Annotated in this window: 18 protein-coding genes; all 18 read left to right on the top strand. The window is 48.4% G+C overall.

Features of this window, described 5'->3' with window-relative positions; translation table 11 throughout:
• Positions 1-81 precede the first annotated feature (81 nt).
• Positions 82-981 (top strand): dipicolinate synthase subunit DpsA, encoded by a 900-nt coding sequence (gene dpsA, locus D328_RS0102410; protein ID WP_018883352.1) that lies wholly within the window; start codon positions 82-84, stop codon positions 979-981.
• Positions 978-1,568: a dipicolinate synthase subunit B gene (locus D328_RS0102405; protein ID WP_018883351.1), complete on the top strand. Its 591-nt coding sequence runs from the start codon at positions 978-980 to the stop codon at positions 1,566-1,568. Before dpsA ends, D328_RS0102405 begins: the two co-directional genes overlap by 4 nt.
• 316 nt (positions 1,569-1,884) lie before the next feature.
• Entirely contained in the window at positions 1,885-2,922 is a 1,038-nt protein-coding gene (locus D328_RS0102400; RefSeq protein WP_018883350.1) for an aspartate-semialdehyde dehydrogenase, read from the top strand.
• 37 nt (positions 2,923-2,959) lie between these two features.
• On the top strand, positions 2,960-4,177 hold the full coding sequence (dapG, locus tag D328_RS0102395; protein ID WP_018883349.1) for an aspartate kinase: 1,218 nt from the start codon (positions 2,960-2,962) through the stop codon (positions 4,175-4,177).
• Between the two features lie 33 nt (positions 4,178-4,210).
• Positions 4,211-5,074, top strand: a complete 864-nt coding sequence (dapA, locus tag D328_RS0102390; RefSeq protein ID WP_018883348.1) for a 4-hydroxy-tetrahydrodipicolinate synthase — start codon at positions 4,211-4,213, stop codon at positions 5,072-5,074.
• Positions 5,075-5,669: 595 nt separating this feature from the next.
• Entirely contained in the window at positions 5,670-7,349 is a 1,680-nt protein-coding gene (locus D328_RS0102385; protein WP_018883347.1) for a ribonuclease J, read from the top strand.
• A 274-nt stretch (positions 7,350-7,623) separates the two neighbouring features.
• Positions 7,624-8,466, top strand: a complete 843-nt coding sequence (locus D328_RS0102380; RefSeq protein WP_018883346.1) for a ClpP family protease — start codon at positions 7,624-7,626, stop codon at positions 8,464-8,466.
• Positions 8,463-8,675, top strand: a complete 213-nt coding sequence (locus D328_RS0102375; RefSeq protein ID WP_018883345.1) for a YlzJ-like family protein — start codon at positions 8,463-8,465, stop codon at positions 8,673-8,675. The genes D328_RS0102380 and D328_RS0102375 overlap by 4 nt, the downstream gene beginning before the upstream one ends.
• A gap of 107 nt (positions 8,676-8,782) precedes the next feature.
• Positions 8,783-11,515, top strand: coding sequence for an FtsK/SpoIIIE family DNA translocase (locus D328_RS0102370; RefSeq protein WP_018883344.1), 2,733 nt, complete (start codon positions 8,783-8,785; stop codon positions 11,513-11,515).
• A gap of 374 nt (positions 11,516-11,889) precedes the next feature.
• Positions 11,890-12,720, top strand: coding sequence for a spore cortex-lytic enzyme (sleB, locus tag D328_RS0102365; protein ID WP_025679841.1), 831 nt, complete (start codon positions 11,890-11,892; stop codon positions 12,718-12,720).
• A 199-nt stretch (positions 12,721-12,919) separates the two neighbouring features.
• Positions 12,920-14,200, top strand: coding sequence for an EF-P 5-aminopentanol modification-associated protein YfmF (gene yfmF, locus D328_RS0102360; protein WP_018883342.1), 1,281 nt, complete (start codon positions 12,920-12,922; stop codon positions 14,198-14,200).
• A 2-nt stretch (positions 14,201-14,202) separates the two neighbouring features.
• On the top strand, positions 14,203-15,480 hold the full coding sequence (gene yfmH, locus D328_RS0102355; RefSeq protein ID WP_018883341.1) for an EF-P 5-aminopentanol modification-associated protein YfmH: 1,278 nt from the start codon (positions 14,203-14,205) through the stop codon (positions 15,478-15,480).
• Positions 15,481-15,523: 43 nt separating this feature from the next.
• Entirely contained in the window at positions 15,524-16,252 is a 729-nt protein-coding gene (gene ymfI, locus D328_RS0102350; RefSeq protein WP_081625214.1) for an elongation factor P 5-aminopentanone reductase, read from the top strand.
• 117 nt (positions 16,253-16,369) lie between these two features.
• A complete protein-coding gene (locus tag D328_RS0102345) occupies positions 16,370-16,624 on the top strand; it encodes a DUF3243 domain-containing protein (protein WP_018883339.1) in 255 nt (84 codons plus the stop codon).
• A 305-nt stretch (positions 16,625-16,929) separates the two neighbouring features.
• Complete coding sequence (locus tag D328_RS0102340) at positions 16,930-17,676, top strand: DUF3388 domain-containing protein (protein ID WP_033412136.1); 747 nt, start codon at positions 16,930-16,932, stop codon at positions 17,674-17,676.
• Between the two features lie 29 nt (positions 17,677-17,705).
• Positions 17,706-18,713 carry a helix-turn-helix domain-containing protein gene (locus tag D328_RS0102335; protein WP_018883337.1) on the top strand — a complete coding sequence of 336 codons (1,008 nt, stop codon included), beginning with the start codon at positions 17,706-17,708 and terminating at the stop codon, positions 18,711-18,713.
• Positions 18,714-18,868: 155 nt separating this feature from the next.
• Entirely contained in the window at positions 18,869-19,033 is a 165-nt protein-coding gene (locus D328_RS31160; protein WP_018883336.1) for a hypothetical protein, read from the top strand.
• Between the two features lie 165 nt (positions 19,034-19,198).
• Positions 19,199-19,693: a YajQ family cyclic di-GMP-binding protein gene (locus D328_RS0102325; protein WP_018883335.1), complete on the top strand. Its 495-nt coding sequence runs from the start codon at positions 19,199-19,201 to the stop codon at positions 19,691-19,693.
• Positions 19,694-19,769 lie beyond the last annotated feature (76 nt).

Below are 19,769 nucleotides of genomic sequence, written 5' to 3'. Positions count from 1 at the left end.
GTTTTTTGTGCTACGTATCACCCTTCACGGGCTAATGCATAGGATAATGCATACCGTATCTGGGAAAGGGGTGAGGTCCAGATGCTGACAGGAGTTCGTACCGTCATTCTTGGCGGTGATGCACGGCAGCTTGAGGTCATTCGGAAGTGTGTAGATATGGATGCGACTGTAAGTGTAGTTGGTTTTGACCGGATCGCCGATCAGCTTAAGGGTGTGAGCAACGAGAAGCTGAGTGTCCGGCTTTTTGAATCTGCAGATGCCATTGTACTGCCAGTGGTAGGCTGTGAAGAGGATGGGAGTGTGAAGGCTGATTTTACGGAACAGCCACTTCACTTTCAGCATGAGCATGCGTCCGCTTTACCGCCTCATTGTGTGGTGTATACGGGAATGGCCAAACCTTATTTACAAAAGTTGTGTGATAAGTACAATCTCAGGCTTGTAGAGCTGCTGGAGCGCGATGATGTTGCCATCTATAATTCCATCCCCACAGCAGAAGGCGCCATTATGATGGCAATTCAGAATACGGATATCACGCTGCATGGGGCGCGCTGTATGGTACTGGGGCTGGGCCGAACCGGCTTTACTCTGGCCAGGACGCTGCAAGGGCTTGGTGCTGATGTGCAGGTAGGAATACAGCTGCGAGAGGAAGCGGCAAGAGCAAGTGCGATGGGCTGGAGGCCTTTTATGACAAGGGATCTGGCCGATGAGGTCGGGGAGATCGACTTGATTTTTAATACGATACCCTCTATGATAATCACAGCACAAATCCTGTCCAGAATGCAGACAAGTGCAGTGATTATAGATATTGCTTCTTCCCCCGGCGGATGTGATTACCGATATGCTGCCAAACGCGGCATTAAGGCGATCCTGGCTCCGGGACTCCCCGGCATCGTAGCTCCCAAGACGGCAGGCGTGATTATGGCAAATGCATTGGTGCAGCTGTTAATGGAAGATAATCCGAATCGGGGGGAAGGCAAATGAACTGGCAGGGTAAAACAGTCGGCTATGCAATTACGGGCTCTCACTGTACCTTTGAGGAAGTGATGCCCGTTATTCAACGTTTTGTAGACAGTGGGGCTAAGGTAATTCCGATTGTCTCCAATACAGTCATGACTACAGACACGCGGTTTGGCACCTCGCAAAGTTGGCAAAAACAGTTGAAAGATATAACAGGGAATGATATCATTTCTACAATTGTGGAGGCTGAGCCGCTAGGCCCCTCGCAATTGCTGGATGTACTGGTCATTGCGCCGTGCACCGGCAATTCGATCAGTCGACTTGCGAATGCGATGACGGACAGTCCTGTGCTGATGGCTGCCAAAGCACAGATGAGGAACGGACGACCGCTTGTCCTCGCCATTTCGACCAATGATGGTCTGGGCTTGAATGCTGCCAATATCGCCAAGCTACTGGTGGCAAAGAACATATACTTCGTACCTTTCGGTCAGGATAATCCCCAGCAGAAGCCTAACTCACTCGTGGCCAAAATGTCGATTATTCCAGAAGCATGCTATGCTGCCATACAAGGACAACAGCTACAGCCCATGATTATTGAACGTCATGACTGACGCATAACGGTCAGACTAAGCTAACATCCAGGTAATAATTCAGCTAAGCTGAAGAATTATATATTCCTTCCTTGTACGAGTGATGAGTAAGAGGAAGGGCCTTTCGTGCATTTTGCTGAGTGAGATGTGCGCTGGCAAAATGCTAGTTTTATTTATGATGGCATGATTCATAAGCTTTTAGTAGGGCAGGGTGATTCTGTCATCATCAGAAAAAATGATCGCGAATTGCGGTCGGTCTTCATCGTGAATACGACGATAGACGTGTTCTGTATGCAGCAACTATTAATGAGTGCGATTAGAAGAGGAGATATGCCAGATGAGCAATGTAGAGTTTAATGTCGCTGTCGTTGGAGCAACAGGTGCGGTTGGAGAGCAAATTATTAAATTGCTGGATAAACGGAATTTTCCGATTAAATCACTCAAGCTGCTGTCTTCTCCGCGTTCTGCTGGCACAGTCATTAACTTTAAGGGCCAAGATATCGTAGTAGAAACAGCAGCCCCTGAGAGCTTCGAAGGTGTCGATATTGCATTATTCAGTGCAGGCGGAGACGTAAGTAAAGCGTTGGCTCCTCATGCCATTGAGCGTGGAGTTGTCTGCATTGACAATACCAATGCGTACCGCATGGACCCGAACACTCCGTTGGTGGTCCCAGAAGTGAATCCAGATCAGATCTTTGAGCACAATGGTCTTATTGCGAATCCGAACTGCTCTACCATTCAAATGGTAGCGGCCTTGAAGCCGCTCTATGACCGCTATGGAATTGAACGCATTATCGTATCGACCTATCAAGCTGTATCCGGCGCTGGCGCCAAAGCAATTAGCGAATTGAACAGACAATCGGCGGCAGTGCTGAATGGGGATGCTTTCGAGCCGGACATTCTTCCTGTAGGTGCCCTGCCTGTTAAGCATCAGATCGCCTTCAACGCAGTACCGCAAATTGATAAATTCCAAGATAATGGTTACACCCTGGAAGAAATGAAGATGGTTCGTGAAACGAAGAAGATCCTGAATGACGAGTCCGTGTCGGTAACGGCTACATGTGTGCGCATTCCTGTCGTCTACGGGCATTCGGAATCCGTGTATGTCGAGCTGAAGCAGGATTACAAGCTGGAGGATGTACGAGAGCTTCTGGCCTCAGCCCCTGGAATTACACTGGTGGATGATCCAACGAATCAAGCGTATCCGCTGGCTACGACGGCTGCGGGTGAACTGGATGTCTTTGTAGGACGTCTTCGGGAGGATCTGGGCAATAGTCGTGGTCTGAATATGTGGATCGTATCGGATAATCTGCTTAAGGGCGCAGCATGGAATGCTGTTCAGATTGCCGAGATCATCGCAGCAAAGAAAGCATAAGGTTCCAAAGGTGTCTACCGTAGAGGAGAAATAGGTAATGGGGATATTAGTGCAAAAATACGGGGGAACTTCACTATCTACACCTGAAGCCCGTGAGCTTGTTATTGGACATATTAAAAGAGAACTGGCTAATCAATATCAACTGGTCGTGGTCGTATCTGCTATGGGGCGCATAGGTGAGCCATATGCTACCGATACTCTGCTGGGCTGGGCTGCGAGTAATGGGGACAGTCTGCCTACCCGGGAGCGGGATTTGCTTATGAGCTGTGGGGAGATTATCTCTGCAGCCACCTTGTGCAGTCTCCTCTGCCATGAGGGCATTGAGGCGACGGTATTGACAGGAGCACAGGCAGGCTTCCTGACGGATAGCCAGTTCGGCAATGCGCGTATTGTAGATATTCGCCCGGATCGGGTGCTGCAAGAGCTGGAGCAGGGACGTGTCGTTATCGTTACCGGCTTCCAGGGGCAGGATGAACAAGGAGATTTCACGACACTTGGCAGGGGTGGAAGCGATACCTCAGCTACAGCTATTGGAGCCGCTTTGCATGCTGATATAGTAGATATCTATACAGATGTAGACGGCATTCTTACGGCAGATCCGCGGATTGTGGAGGATGCACGCCCCCTTACGTATGTCAGCTATAATGAAATTTGCAACATGGCTTATCAGGGAGCAAAGGTCATTCATCCGCGTGCTGTAGAGATTGCCATGCAGGCTAACATTCCTGTAAGGGTGCGCTCGACATTCTCGGAATCCGAGGGGACTTTGGTGACCCATCCGGAAGGCTTCACGAAGGTGCAGCCAGGTGTGGTGGATCGTTATGTAACTGGAATTGCCTACGTGGGAAATGTTACGCAGATTACCGTGGAGACGGAGGCAGGAATTGAACAGCTGCAACTGAAGGTGTTCAAGACGATGGCTGAGCACGGAATCAGTGTTGACTTTATCAATGTGACTCCTACTGGAGCTGTATATACGGTGTCAGATCAGGATGGCCTCAAGGCGCTACAGGTGCTGGGAGAGCTTGGGCTTGAGCCTAAAATTCTGTCAGGCTGTGCCAAGGTGTCGGTTATTGGTGGTGGCATTAATGGCGTTCCCGGCATCATGGCCATGATCGTAGAGGCATTGACCGTAGCTGGTATTCCTATTCTGCAATCAGCGGATTCCAATACAACCATATGGGTTCTCGTCAAGAAGGAAGATATGGTTCAGGCTTTGCGTGCGTTGCATGCCAAGTTTGAGCTCCATCGCTAGATTTTGCATGAAGTAGGAAGGGAGGAAGCAAGCTTGGATTTTGGCAGATTAATTACAGCTATGGTTACTCCGTTCGACGAGCAAGGTGAGATTAACTGGAAAGTCACCGCTCAATTAATGGATTACTTGATAGATGTTCAGAAGTCCGAATCACTTGTTATATCCGGAACTACAGGAGAAGCACCTACGCTCAGTGATGAGGAGAAAATAAAGCTGTTCTCCTTTGCTGTAGAGAAGGCAGCAGGTCGCTGCAAGATTATAGCGGGTACAGGAAGCAATAACACCCGCCATTCCATTCATTTGACCCAGGCAGCAGAGCGCACGGGAGTGGATGGGGTACTGCTTGTGGTGCCTTACTACAACAAGCCGAATCAGGAAGGCATATTCCGGCATTTTGAAAGTATAGCGCAAGCTACGAAGTTGCCTGTTATGCTCTATAATGTTCCGCAACGTACAGCAGTAAGTATGTCCAGTGTGACGACACTGCGACTGGCTCAGATCGACAATATTGTAGCGACGAAGGAGTGTGTCTCGACAGAGCAGGTAGGCAAGATTGTCCGTAGTGCACCGGAAGGCTTCAAAGTCTATTCTGGTGATGATTCCTCTGGATTGCCAGCCATGTCTGTTGGTGCCTATGGTATTGTGAGCGTAGCCAGTCACGTCGTTGGTGCGGAGATGAAGCAAATGATGGATGCCTTTATCTCTGGGCGTATAGAAGAGGCGACTAAGCTTCATGGTGAGCTGCTGCCTGTATTCAAGGGGCTGTTTGAATGCCCCAACCCGGTAGCGGTGAAGTATTCACTGGAGCTGAAGGGCTTGAATGTAGGGTCCGTGAGGCTTCCGCTCGTTGCGCCGAATGATTCAGAGAAAGCTTTGATTAAACAGCTGTACGAATAAAATAATGCGATTGCATTGAAGGGTGTCCAAGGCCAGAGCTGGCGGGACGCCCTTTTTGTTTTAGATAATAGGATTTATATCTCTTCAGCCGGGTCATCATTTCAACTAGATGCGGTCTGACCTTGTATGAAGGTACGCCGAAAGACGATTGTCTTATGCTTAATTAATGAGCAGGTCATATCGCCACGTGGCTATGGGCAGATCTGCAGAATGACCATGTTTTTTACTGCATTGTATCCTTCCTTTAAGGTAAGCATATATTGACAACATTGCTGCTATACTGCGTTGTCATGGGATGTGCTATTACGGGGTAACCTGTAAATGACAAACAGGCGACTTGTTTTTTCGCTTTTTAATCATGTATAATGATTGCAAGTGACTGGGTGCGGTAATATTTTGAAATTTCGTGTTTTGTAAATCACAAAGCACTAATTTTGCATATGCGTTTGCATCATCTGACAACGCTTTGCAGGAATGTGTCCGGATTTCAGCAGCGTGATCTGCATACATTGCTGTCTTATGCGCTTGATATGTTGCTAAATTGCTGAATAAATTAAGGTACGACGTCCAACTACCATAGGAGGTTTAGATTCTTTTGTCTAAGAAAACAAACAACGATAAATTGCTGATTTTTGCTTTGGGCGGCGTCGGTGAAATCGGGAAAAATATGTACGTGGTTCAATACGCCAATGATATTGTGGTGGTGGACGCCGGACTCAAATTTCCTGAGGAAGATATGCTCGGAATAGATATGGTTATTCCTGATATTTCATACTTGACGGAAAATCGTGACAAAGTAAAAGGAATTGTGCTGACGCACGGTCATGAAGACCATATTGGTGGTCTCCCATACGTGCTGAAGCATCTGAATGTGCCTGTATATGGCACGAAGCTGACAATGGGGCTGGTGGAGAATAAGCTGAAGGAAGCCAATCTGCTTGGCGAGACGAAGCGTATTCTGATCCATGCAGACTCCGAGATCAAGCTGGGAACTAATCTTCGCCTATCGTTCTTCAGCACGAACCACAGTATTCCGGATTCAGTAGGTGTGTGTATTGATACGCCAGAAGGTGCTGTTGTTCACACGGGAGACTTCAAGTTCGACCATACACCAGTAAATGGGCACTATGCTGACCTGCAGCGCATGGCTGAGATCGGTAGCCGTGGTGTACTGGCCCTCTTGTCTGACAGTACGAATGCAGAGAAGCCTGGCTTCACGCCTTCAGAGAAGAGCGTAGGGATTGTGCTTGAGGATATCTTCCGCAAATCCAGACAGCGGGTTGTAGTAGCAACCTTCGCTTCTAACGTACATCGTATCCAACAAGTTGTTCATGCTGCTGAGAAGACAGGACGCAAGATTGCAGTCATTGGTCGCAGCATGGTGAACGTGGTGGGAATCGCTGAAGATCTTGGATACTTGAACATTCCAGATGGAATGCTTATTGAGCCTGAAGAAGTAGGCAAGATGTCCGCAGACCGTGTCGTAATTCTGTGCACAGGTAGCCAAGGAGAACCAATGTCAGCCTTGACACGCATGGCTCGCTCGACTCACCGTAAGGTGGACATTCTGCCTGGTGATACAGTGATCATTGCTGCGACACCTGTACCTGGTAATGAGAAATATGTAGGACGCACCATTGATGATTTGTTCAAGCTAGGTGCTGAAGTATACTACAGTGGTGCCAACCCGGGTGTTCACGTATCCGGCCATGGTAGTCAGGAAGAGCTTAAGCTGATGCTGAACCTGATGAAGCCTAAATTCTTCATTCCAATTCACGGTGAATATCGGATGCAGCGCAGACATGCATTGCTCGCGGAATCCGTTGGTGTGGAGCATGATAATATCTTCATTACGGATATTGGTGAGGTTGTCGAAATTCAGGGCGGTTCAGCACGCAAGGCCGGTAAAGTAACGGCAGGAAATGTGTTGATCGACGGTCTGGGTGTAGGCGATGTAGGTAATATCGTATTGCGCGACCGTAAGCTGTTGTCGCAGGACGGAATTCTGGTGGTCGTGGTCACGTTGAGCAAGCAGGACGGAACCATCGTATCGGGTCCAGACATCATATCTCGTGGATTTGTATACGTAAGGGAATCAGAAGGATTGCTTGATGAGGCCAATCGTATCGTATCCAACACGCTGCAGAGATTGATGAGTGAGAATGTAAATGAATGGGCTTCCCTCAAGACGAATGTCAAGGATGCTTTGGGGCGCTTCCTGTACGAACAGACTCGCCGCAGACCAATGATCTTGCCGATCATTATGGAAGTATAATTAATAGATTGAAATCAAATATCTGGCACACAGTCGCCTTTCCCGGAAGAAATATGGACGGTTTCTTCCCGTGGAAAGGCTTTTTTTTGTGAAAGGTGTCCTCTGGACAGGGGATGACAGCCTACATAGAAAGGTAGCAAATGTGATAAGAGTCTTTCGTCCACTACTGACATTTTTGTTTGATTTCATCTTAGTGTATGTATAAATTCTTCCATCCGAACCTCATACTAGAAGTGAATTGTTATCATAAAACTGGTTAAGAAAGGAAGATTATATGTATCAGGTACATGGTTCATCTGAGGGAAATGAGGAGCAAGCACCACGAGAGGAGGAGCCGAAGCGGAATCCTGTACTTGAGAGCCTTCAACAGCTCGGGCAGACAGCGTTGCCAGCCGCAGAGTCCAACGTATTCTGTATGACGATCATAGGTCAGATCGAGGGTCATTATATATTGCCGCCACAGAACAAGACGACCAAATACGAGCACATGATTCCCCAGCTTGTTGCAGCTGAGCAAAATCCAAAAATCGAGGGCCTCATGATTCTACTGAATACGGTAGGTGGAGATGTAGAGGCGGGTCTTGCGATCGCCGAAATGATTGCTTCTCTGACTAAGCCTACGGTTACGGTAGTTATTGGAGGTGGGCATAGTATTGGAGTGCCTATTGCGGTCTCGGCTTCGTATTCATTTATTGCGGAAAGTGCAACAATGACGATTCACCCTGTTCGAATGAACGGGCTTGTAATCGGGGTTCCGCAGACCTTTGAGTATATGGAGAAAATGCAGGAGAGAGTCGTACGCTTCGTAATGGCACATTCCAGAATTACAGAAGAGCAATTCAAGGAGCTTATGTTCAAGACTGGGGAGCTGAATCGGGATATAGGCACCGCTGTTGGCGGCGCAGAAGCAGTCAAATACGGATTGATGGATCAGGTGGGCGGGATTGGTGAAGCGCTGGCGAAACTGAATAGCATGATTGAGGAACGTCGTGAAATCCGGCGCCAGCAAATGCAATCGTTGCAATCTCTGCAAACTTCGAGTGGGGCTTCAGCTCAGCAGGCGGGGAGTTCTCCTAATCCATTGTCAGCCCCGCATGGAGGAGGATTTCCACAATGACGCTCTACACCGTGATGCCACCTGAATTGATCTGGGAAGGACTATGGAAGGATACGGGACAGTACCAGGATATTCGTGTTGGGGGGCTACTGATGCAGGTTCGCTCTACAGGGCCCCGTAGTGGAACGATTGTCCGCCTGCTGGACTGTCCACTAGAAGCCTATCTGAACCCCATGTATGCGCCTGGGAGCGAAATTGAGTGGACATAGACGGTGATTAATCCAAGCATACGGTTCTGTCGAAAAGTATCAGAAAAGAACATATGTGCGGATACATGCCAGTCATGCTATAATATGCTTCTGGAGGGGTGAAACGGATGGCCAGAAGACGTAAGAAAAAGAAATCCATATTAGGCAGTGTACTCAAGTATGAAATCTATGGTATCGTGCTGATTACCTTATCTGTAATAGCATTATCCGGAGAAGCCGCTGTAGGCCGCTCTCTGTCCAAAATGTTCGGTTTGGTGCTCGGCAAATTCTATTTTGTGATCCCTCTCATCGGCATTTTTGTCGGACTTATGGTCATGATTAATCGAAAGTGGCCTCATCAATGGAACACAAGAAGAAGTGGTGTGGTTCTGCTGGTGTGTGCTCTCACGCTGATGAGTGCAATCTCGTCCATGGAACAGCGTCTGGGACCGATTCAGGCGCTTGAGCCTGGAAATGTGATGAGTCAAATACATACGGATATGAATACGGAGCTGCTTGCTCCAAGGCCAGCAGATGATGGCTCAATGCTCAATAAAGAGATTAGCGGAGGGTACGTTGGGGCTCTTCAACTGACACTCCTGCTATGGTTGTTCGGCTTGACTGGCGCAAAGCTGGTGATGCTTGTGATGTTCGTCATTTCCTTCATGCTAATAACACAGCTTTCCTATGTGGATCTGGCGAAGTTCGTACGGACTCGCATGGGCAAGGTCGGGGGAGCATTGCAGCACAAGTGGAATGAGCGGCAAGGTCCCCTTGCCGCCACTCGCGCGCGTGCAGCTAATGGAAAGATCAAGGCGGAGCCCATACCGGATTATGACGATCTGGAGGAGGATTTTGAAGAGCTTGAAATGCCGAAGAAGCGTCAGCCGCTATTCTTTCAGCTGTTCGGCAACAAGACAGCACCTGCAGAAGACAGGTCTGATGCTACTGATTCTACAGATGAGGATATATATGTAGCAGAGCGAGATGATATGCCGGAGGTAGTTGAAGAGTCTGATAATAGCAAGAATGCTCAGCAGCCAAGTAGTTCCCCAATTATCCGCAATTTCTTCGAGCAGGTACGAAGTGAGGAAGACCCTCTTGATGAGGATCTTCAGGAGGATGGCTATGTGGGGCGTTCGCCGAATCAGCCGGGTAGTCATGCCCCGCTGTCTGATTTAGAGAGAGAGCCGTATGGTAACATGGATAACACGTTGGATAGTACCGTGGCAATTACGGATAGCCAAGCACATGTAGGTAATGTGTCTGCTCAGGATGGCATGATTCAGCACCCACTCGATGAGGAATTTGGGGACGAGGAGCTGCCACTGCCAGAAGAGCAATTAGCTTCTGAGACGGTTACTCAGTCAGAGGAAGGTGCAGCGAATGGGGCAACGGCAACAGGGACAACGGTAGTTGACCAACAACCGCAGCCCAAGCCTTACCGATTGCCTCCATTAAAGCTGCTTGATCGACCTGCGGGTGCAGGCAATGCGGGTGATCAGAATGACTATATGCAGACGGCACGCAAGCTGGAAGCTACGCTTGAGAGCTTTGGTGTACGGGCCAAGGTACTGGAGGTTGTACGAGGCCCAGCGGTTACGCGCTATGAGATTCAACCGGATATCGGTGTGAAGGTTAGCCGAATTGTGAACTTGACCGATGATATTGCCCTGGCATTGGCTGCCAAGGATATTCGGATGGAGGCACCGATTCCGGGGAAATCAGCTATTGGTATCGAGGTGCCTAATAGTGAGGTCTCGGTTGTTACAATGCGTGAGGTCATGGAGACAAACGTGTTCAGGGATGCCGAGTCGAAGCTATCGATAGCATTTGGGCGGGATATTGCCGGACAGACGATTGTAGGCAACCTCGCGAAGATGCCCCATTTGCTGGTAGCTGGTGCGACAGGCTCGGGTAAATCCGTCTGTATTAATGGTATTATTACCAGCATTCTGTATAAGGCCAAGCCTGATGAGGTCAAGTTCCTCATGGTCGATCCGAAGATGGTGGAGCTGAACGTATACAATGGGATCCCTCATTTGATGGCGCCAGTGGTTACCGATCCCAAGCGTGCATCACTTGCTCTTAAGAAGATTGTTGTGGAAATGGAGAAACGTTATGAGCTATTCTCCAAATCGGGAACGAGGAACGTTGAGGGCTATAATCAACTGATGCGTGATAACCCGGCGGCAGTGCTTCCCTATATCGTAGTTATCGTGGATGAGCTTGCTGATCTGATGATGGTAGCGGCTGGAGATGTAGAGGATGCTATTGCTCGTCTTGCGCAGATGGCCCGTGCGGCAGGCATTCACTTGATTATTGCTACACAGCGTCCATCTGTCGACGTCATTACTGGTGTTATTAAGGCCAATATTCCTTCACGGATCGCGTTCGGTGTATCCTCACAGGTCGATTCACGGACCATCTTGGATATGGGTGGAGCCGAGAAGCTGCTCGGGCGTGGTGATATGCTGTTCATGCCGATGGGAGCCTCTAAGCCTGTCCGTGTTCAGGGTGCATTCCTGAGTGATCAGGAGGTAGAGAACATTGTCAGCTATGTACGAGATCAGGCTGAAGCTGAATACGACGAATCTATCGTTCCTGAGGTTGAGGAATCATCCATGGAGGGTGAGGAGATTGTGGACGAGCTGTATGAGCAGGCCGTAAACATCATTCTCGAAGCCAAGCAAGCCTCCGTCTCGCTGCTGCAGCGACGTATGAGAATTGGGTATACGCGTGCAGCACGACTAATTGACTCTATGGAGGCACGTGGTGTGATTGGTCCCTATGAGGGAAGCAAGCCGCGTGAGGTACTAATTTCACTGGAGCAATATCAGCAGAACAAGATTAGCTCCTGAATCACATAGGCATAAAATTTAAGACAGATGCATTGTTGAATGTCTGAACGTCTGAACGTCTGAACGTCGACTTTTAACACATTTGAAATAACAGAAACAGCGGCTTTCCTTTTTGGAGAGACGCTGTTTTTTTTTGATAATCGAAATTATACGTTTTTAGCGAAGTGAGGCAATTCAATTATTGCAAAAAAAACTTCAACTAAAGGCGGTCTCTCTTCTGTGAAAGTACGTCGATAGGCGTTTTCTTGTTGTATTTCCTGAACTTTCGCAAGGAATTGCCCGAAGAGAGAAGCAATGAATAGCATTTCTGTTAGCTTGTCATAATAAGCGTAGCTATCCTGTTCATTCCACCACAGAAAGGTAGATCACAGCTTATGAGAAAACTGACACTTTGGATATGCGCTTGTGCAATGGTGATATCTACAGCCATCTACGCAGGGATTGTCGATAAGCAAGGCGCCAGCTCAAGCAAGGTAAGTGCTTCTGAGACCGAACAGTTACAGCCTGCTGCTCCTACATTCAGCTCACAGAGCATCAATTTTGGTTCCTATGGCCAGGATGTCTATGAGCTACAGAGTCGCCTTAAGCTTTTGGGCTTTTATCACGGTAAAGTAGATAGTCAGTTTGGCAGCAAAACGTTGAACTCCGTCAAATGGTTTCAAGGTGAATTTGGCATGAAAGCAGATGGAGTGGTTGGTGCAAAAACGAAGCTGAAGCTGGTGAACGCGACCAAGCACTGGAAGCCAACCGAGACACCCTTGCATAAGAAAAACAATGCGAATGCAGGGGCAGGAGGACAAGCGGCTGATAAGGGAGCAGATTCAATTAGCTCCGGGAATACAATGGGGCTATCCGAAAATGATCTTAAGATTATGGCAAACGCCGTGTATGGCGAGGCTCGCGGAGAACCATTCGAGGGACAGGTAGCAGTAGCAGCCGTTATTTTGAATCGCGTCAAGTCACCAAGCTTCCCTAATACGTCATCAGGTGTAATCTTTCAGCCAGGAGCCTTCACGGCTGTAGCAGACGGACAAATCTGGCTGGAGCCCAACGAGCAGGCACGTAAGGCGGTACAGCAGGCATTGAATGGCTGGGACCCATCTGGAGGATGCTTGTACTACTTTAACCCACGGACAGCGACCTCCAAATGGATTTGGACCCGTCCGCAGGTGAAGACGATCGGGCAGCATATTTTCTGTATGTAGCTTAGAAGTGCTTCAGTCTAGATGCTAGCCAATGCCCTCACATGCGTTGAAAGTGAACAATCCACGCCCATGTAATCCTGACATGAGCAACCGGGGCCTGTCTTCGGTTGCTTCTTGTCATTTTCATCGTTTACAATAAAGAGATAGATGTTGCCAATATTTACTGAAATGAAATTGATGCTGCAAAGGGGTTTTGAACTTGACTAAGACGAGTTTTGAGCGAGGCAGCCGCAGGCAACTGCGCATTCATGTGTTACCAACGACACGTTTCAAGACTTTTGCTATATCCTTGTACGCCGGTGTACCCCTTACAGAGGACACGGTAACTAGTGTGGCGGTAACGCCCTTCGTGCTTCGCCGCGGAACCTCAAGCTATCCTGAGACCATTCAATTCAGGGAACAGCTCGAACAGCTGTATGGCACGGGCTTCGGCTTTGACATTTACAAGCGGGGCGATTATCAGATCGTGCAGCTTCGAATGGACGCGATAAATGACAGCTTCGTCAGCAGTAGTGAAAGTCTGCTTGATCGCTCTCTGGCCTTCCTTGGGGAAGTGTTTACCAGCCCTGTGCTGGAGAACGGAGCCTTCCGTTCGTCGTATGTACAGCAGGAGAAGGATACAGTTCGCAAGAAGCTCGAAGCGATCGTGAACGATAAGATACGCTATGCTGGCGAGCGCTGCCTTGAAGAAATGTGCAAGGAAGAGCCGTATCGACTGCATCCCCTTGGACAACGTAAGGATCTCGATAATATAGATGCGAGTAGCCTGTACAACAGTTATCAGCAATGGCTGGGGCAAGCCAGTCTGGATCTCTACGTTGTAGGAGATACGAGTCTTGAAGAGGTGGAGTCGTTAGTCGATCGCTACTTCCAGATGGATCGCTCTGCTGCACCAGACTACCGGAAGGAATCATCGCGTGCGGCTACACGCGAGGTGCAGACCGTCGTTGAACGCCTTGATGTGAATCAGGGCAAGCTGAACATGGGCTTCCGCACAGGCATCACATACGATGATCCTCGTTATGCCTCTGCCTTGATGTATAATGGCGTGCTCGGTGGTTATCCCCATTCGAAGCTGTTTGTAAATGTGCGCGAACGGGCAAGTCTGGCCTACTATGCATCATCGCGATATGATGGCCACAAAGGTATTGGTACGATTCAATCCGGAATTGAGATTCCTAATTACGAGCAAGCAGTCAAGATTATTCGTCAGCAGCTGGATGATATGCGTAGTGGCAATATCAGTGAACTTGAGATGTCACAGACGAAGGCGATGATCCGCAACCTGCTGAAGGAAACTCAGGATTCTGCCTTTGAGATGATATCGTATGATTTCAACAGACAGTTGTCGGGCAAGGATCGCTCTGTTGACGAGCTACTAGCACAGATCGAGGCTGTTACCGTGCAGGACGTGCAGAATGCGGCTGACACGTTTCATCTGGACACCATTTACTTTTTGCGAGACCAGAAGGAGGAATAGACGTGCAGAGCATACCTTACGAGCATTTGCAGGAGACGCTGTATCATGAGGTCATGGATAACGGACTTCAGGTATATGTGCTGCCCAAGCCAGGTTTTCAGAAGACATTCGCAACGTTTGCGACAAAATATGGCTCCGTGGATAATCATTTTCGAGTAAAAGGGCAAGAGCATCAGGTCCCGGACGGCATTGCCCACTTCCTGGAGCACAAAATGTTCGAGGAGCCTGAGGGTGATATCTTCGCTACGTTCTCCTCCAATGGGGCATCCGCGAATGCATTTACAAGCTTTGATCAGACCGTGTATCTGTTCTCAGCGACGGAGCGCATCTATGATAATCTCGAGACCCTCGTTAATTTCGTTCAGCATCCTTATTTTACCGATGAGAATGTCAACAAGGAGAAGGGCATCATCAGTCAGGAAATCAATATGTACAATGATAATCCGGACTGGCGAAGCTACTTTGGACTGATTGAGGCATTGTACTCGAAGCATCCCGTGCATATCGATATTGCGGGTACGGTGGAGTCGATTAATACGATTACGAAGGAAACGCTCTACGAATGCTATCATGCCTTCTATCACCCGAGCAACATGCTGTTGTTCGTAGTAGGTGGTGTGGAGCCTGAGAAAGTATTCGAGCTTGTACGTAACAATCAGAACGCCAAAACCTACGAGCCGCAAGGCGAGATTGAGTGTCTGTTCGAGCCGGAACCGTCTACGGTGGCAAATCCGCGCAAGGAAATGAAGCTGGCAGTTTCTTTGCCCAAGTGCTTGTTCGGATTCAAGGAGACCCGTCTTGGCCTGACAGGCGAGGCGCTGCTCCGACATGATCTGGAGAGCAAGCTGATGCTGGATATGCTCTTTGGCACCAGTACACAGTTATATCAGAAGCTGTATGATGAGGGCTTAATCTCGGATAGCTTCGGACATGAGTATAACAGCTCTCCTCAGTATGCTTTCTCGGCGATTGGTGGCGATACGAAGGACCCTGACCAGCTGTTGGCTCGTATCCGCGAGGAAGTCGAGGCGATCAAGCCAAAAGGCTTCGAGGAGGCTCATTTTGAACGTGCCCGGAAAAAGAGAATTGGCGGATATTTACGCATGCTGAACTCGCCCGAAAATATTGCGCACGAATTCACCAGACATCGTTTCCGAGGTAGCGATCTATTTGAGGTGCTGCCGGTCTATGAGAGTATTACCTTAGAGGACGTCAATCGCAGACTGCAGGAGCATCTGGATTGGAATCAAATGGCAGTATCTCTGGTGGTGAGTCCTTAACGTGGAGAGGGAGACCGGAGCTGAGCAAAAAGCATTAGCATCCATGACGGTTCTTGTCACGGGCGCAAGCCGGGGGATTGGTGCAGCCATAGCGGAACGATTCGCCTCGGTTGGCATGAAGGTCGTTATTCATTATCGCAATTCCCATGAAGCGGCCAATGAAGTAGCTCGTCGCTGTATGACCTATCCAGGGCAAGCGATGACTGTAGCTGCCGATCTGTGCAATCATGAGCAGATCAAGCGTATGTATGAGAAGCTGGAGAACCATGCCATGAAGCCGGATATCGTGGTGAACAATGCGGGAATATCGCATTATGGTATGCTGCAAGACATATCCGAGCAGGAGTGGGACCGCGTGATGGCGGTGAATGTAAAAAGTATATTTCTATGTACACAGACGTTCCTCCCGCATATGATCCGTCAGAAATACGGGCGTATTATCAATGTATCCTCCATCTGGGGACTGACGGGTGCCTCTTGTGAGGTGCTGTATTCCGCCACGAAGGGAGCGGTCAACGCGTTCACCAAAGCGCTGGCCAAGGAGACTGCGCGCTCTGGCGTGACGGTCAACGCTGTTGCACCGGGAGCAGTCGATACCTCTATGCTGGAACATCTGAGCCACGAGGAATTAAGCGAGCTGGAGGAAGAGATCCCTGCCGGGCGTCTTGCTACACCAGACGAGATATCGTCACTTGTGTACTTTCTGGCTCTGCCTGAATCGGGATACATCAATGGTCAGATAATTAGCCCTAATGGTGGCTGGCTGACCTGACATGATTTCATCACAAGTTCGAGGATTTTTGAGCTTCAGGCAGTATAGAGAACGGGCTGACAGCGCATATTACAATTGTCCATCCCAATTATAACTGCCTGTAAGGAGGAATCCGAAATGTCGTCAGTACTCAAAAATTTTGATAGCTGGAAGAAGTTCCTTGGCCAACGTGTAGAACAGGCCGAGAAAATGGGGATCAGTCAGGACACGATTGCCGAGCTTGCTTTTGAAATCGGTGAGTTCCTGGATGAAAAGGTAGACCCGTCCAACTATTCCAACCGTGCCTTGAAGGAGCTGTGGGAGGTTGCGGATGAGGATGAGCGTCACACCATTGCCAGATGCATGGTGAAGCTTGCCAAGCTGAACGCTTAAGCCGAAGTAGCAGTAATTGCAGATAAAGCTCCCTGTAAGGGGGCTTTTCTGCCTAAATGCACATGCTTTGGGCATGTAAGCGTCTAGCAGGCTTGAAACAGACGGCAGCAGCAGGAGGCTGTCTTTAATAGTTACACGACTGTTCTTGTTTTTTGAATCTTTTTTATATATCATAAACTTGACTCTTTTGTCCGTGGAGACTAAGGAATAGGTTTTCTATGACGAAATTCGATATTTGATGTCGATATGTGTTAGAATATAGGTTTGAATGAGGTGTCAATGTGACGGAAACCAAGCAATGGTATATGGAATATAAAATACATAAAAATCGCCCGGGGCTGCTCGGGGATATTGCTTCCATGCTAGGGATGCTCGAGGTGAACATTATCACCATCAATGGAGTGGAAGGTCAGCGTAGAGGTATGTTGCTGGAATCCGATGATGATGAGAAGATCCGAATTCTGGGAGAAATGCTGCAAAAGGCTAACAACATTACGATTACAGCCTTTCGCCCACCGAAGCTGGTGGATATTCTCGCTGTACGCCATGGTCGATACATTGATCGTGATTCGGATGATCGCAAGACTTTTCGTTTTACTCGCGATGAGCTTGGGTTATTGGTCGACTTTTTGGGTGAAGTATTTAAAAGGGATGGCAATCAGGTAATCGGGCTACGTGGCATGCCGAGAGTAGGCAAGACCGAATCCATTATTGCAAGCAGCGTCTGTGCCATGAAGCGGTGGACTTTCGTATCCTCTACCTTGCTCCGCCAGACCGTAAGAAGCCAGCTTTCTGAGGAAGAGATGAATCCCAACAATGTATTTATCATTGATGGCATTGTAAGCACAATCCGTTCTAATGAGAAGCACTACAATCTCCTGCAGGAGATTATGAGTATGCGCAGTACGAAGGTTATTGAGCATCCGGACATTTTTGTGCGTGAATCCGGCTATAGCTTCGATGATTTTGATATTATTATTGAGTTGCGGAACAATCCGAATGAGGAAATCATTTACGATACATTTACTACAAGCTATACGGATGATCTATAATATTGCGTAATGAACGAGGAGATGATGGCATGTCTGAACTGGGTCAACAACTTAGAGAGGCCCGGCTGCAAAAAGGGTTGAGCCTGGATGATGTCCAGGAAATGACCAAAATTCGTAAAAGGTACCTCGAAGCGATCGAGGCTGGAGATTATAAGGTATTGCCAGGGACCTTTTATGTGCGGGCTTTCATTAAGACCTATGCGGAGACGGTAGGTCTGAACCCTGATGAGCTGATGGAAGGTCATAAGAAGGATGTCCCTGCCAGCGAGCCGGAAACTGTGATGGAGCCAGTGATGCAGAAGCGCTCCAATCGTTCAAATGGAAGTGAAAGAAGCATTAAACGTCTGTCTTCCATATTGTTATGGCTTTTCCCGATTCTGATCGTGGTGCTGATCTATGGGTATGTTAATTCTCTCGGCAAGAATAATGCAGAGGAGCCGCCAACTACGCCTGTAACGGAACAAAACCCTCCTCCTACAGAGCAGACTCCATCTACCTCTACACCTGAGCAAAATGGTGGTAGCACTGAGCCGGGGCAAGGAACGACGCCTGGGGATACGAATGAGCCTGGAGGTGGTACGGGTGCAGAGGATGGGTCCTCTACTCCAAATGATGATGAGCCAGAAACCTCAACTCCAACAGGAGTTACTGTAACTGAGGATGGTAAGGCTGGGAGTACGACGATCTTTAAGGTATCTGGTGCAGCTGGTACTCCAGTGAAGGTTGAAATTAATGCAACTGGCCATAGCTGGCTCGAAGTATACAAGGGAGAGAATTCGCGGGGCGAGAAGCTGGAATACGGCAATACGGCAAGCGGTGACTCCTTCTCTTGGGATCTGAGCGCTGAGGGTATGTATATCAAGTCAGGTTACTCCGCGGCCACAGCAATCACGGTTGCTGGACAGCCGATCACGGATGGAAAAGCGACAACTCGCATTCGTCTTGTGATGGATGATTCAGCCGCCAACTCGAACTCCAATTCCACGACAGACGTGAGCGCTGATTCTGAAGCTGATGCTTCCGGTTCCAACAATTAAGGGAAAATAAGCTTTAGGATCATGGCCGAATTTGATCTTTGTTGAAGGATCAAGGATGCGTAGTAGTTCACGCATATAGCTAGTGCCTTCCGGAGATACTATGACTGTCTACAGACAGGCAGTAATTAGACTCCGACTGAAGGAGGTGCATCAGCTTGACCGTTAGCTGGATCGTAACAGGACTGGGTATTATCGTCAGCCTATTAGGTTATTATCTGACACCAAATGCTTGGGGATATGGCATTTTGGGCTTTGGTCTGGCACATATCGTGCTCGGAATATTGGATATGTTCAGACGTCCCGTCGAAAGCCGTTCCTAAGGCAAGCGTATGTACGAGTTGGATAAGTGCATAGCAAAAGGTATTCTGGTTCATTGCCAGAATACCTTTTTCGTGTGGTTGGCCAAGTGCAGGTCATTGCCAGATTAGACAGGGCTTCCTTTTTTACATATAATACAATTGAAATGGTTGGAAAGGATGATACATATGGCTTCTGAACACTCTTTTGATATCGTTAGTAAAATGGAGATGCAGGAACTGACGAACGCTGTTCATCAGACGGAACGTGAGATCGAGACTCGCTTTGATTTTAAAGGCAGCAAGAGCGATCTTAGCCTGGAGAAGGATGCATTGGTTATCACTTCGGATGATGATTATAAGCTGAATGCTGTGCTGGATATTCTGAAGTCGAAGATGATCAAGCGCGGATTGGCAGTGAAGAACATCGATTATGGAAAGATTGAACCTGCTTCTATGGGAACGGTTCGCCAGAAGCTAAGCTTCAAGCAAGGTGTTGACCAGGAGAATGCCAAGAAGATCAATATCCTTATTCGTGATTCGAAGCTCAAGGTTAAGAGCCAGATTCAGGGCGATCAGATTCGTGTGACAGGCAAAAGCAGAGATGATCTTCAATCGGTCATGCAGCTATTGCGCGGGGCTGAACATCTGTCGTTGGATCTGCAATTTACGAATTTCAAATGATGATGAATACACCCTTTGGAATCAAGCGGGCAAAGTGGCTCAGCTTACTCCAAAGGGTGTATTTTTTAATAGTGAT

The sequence above is a fragment of the Paenibacillus massiliensis 2301065 = DSM 16942 genome (genome assembly GCF_000377505.1).
Taxonomy (GTDB): Bacteria; Bacillota; Bacilli; order Paenibacillales; family Paenibacillaceae; genus Paenibacillus; species Paenibacillus massiliensis.
Note: the sequence above shows the minus strand (reverse complement) of the source record. Positions and strands in the feature narration are given on the sequence as shown.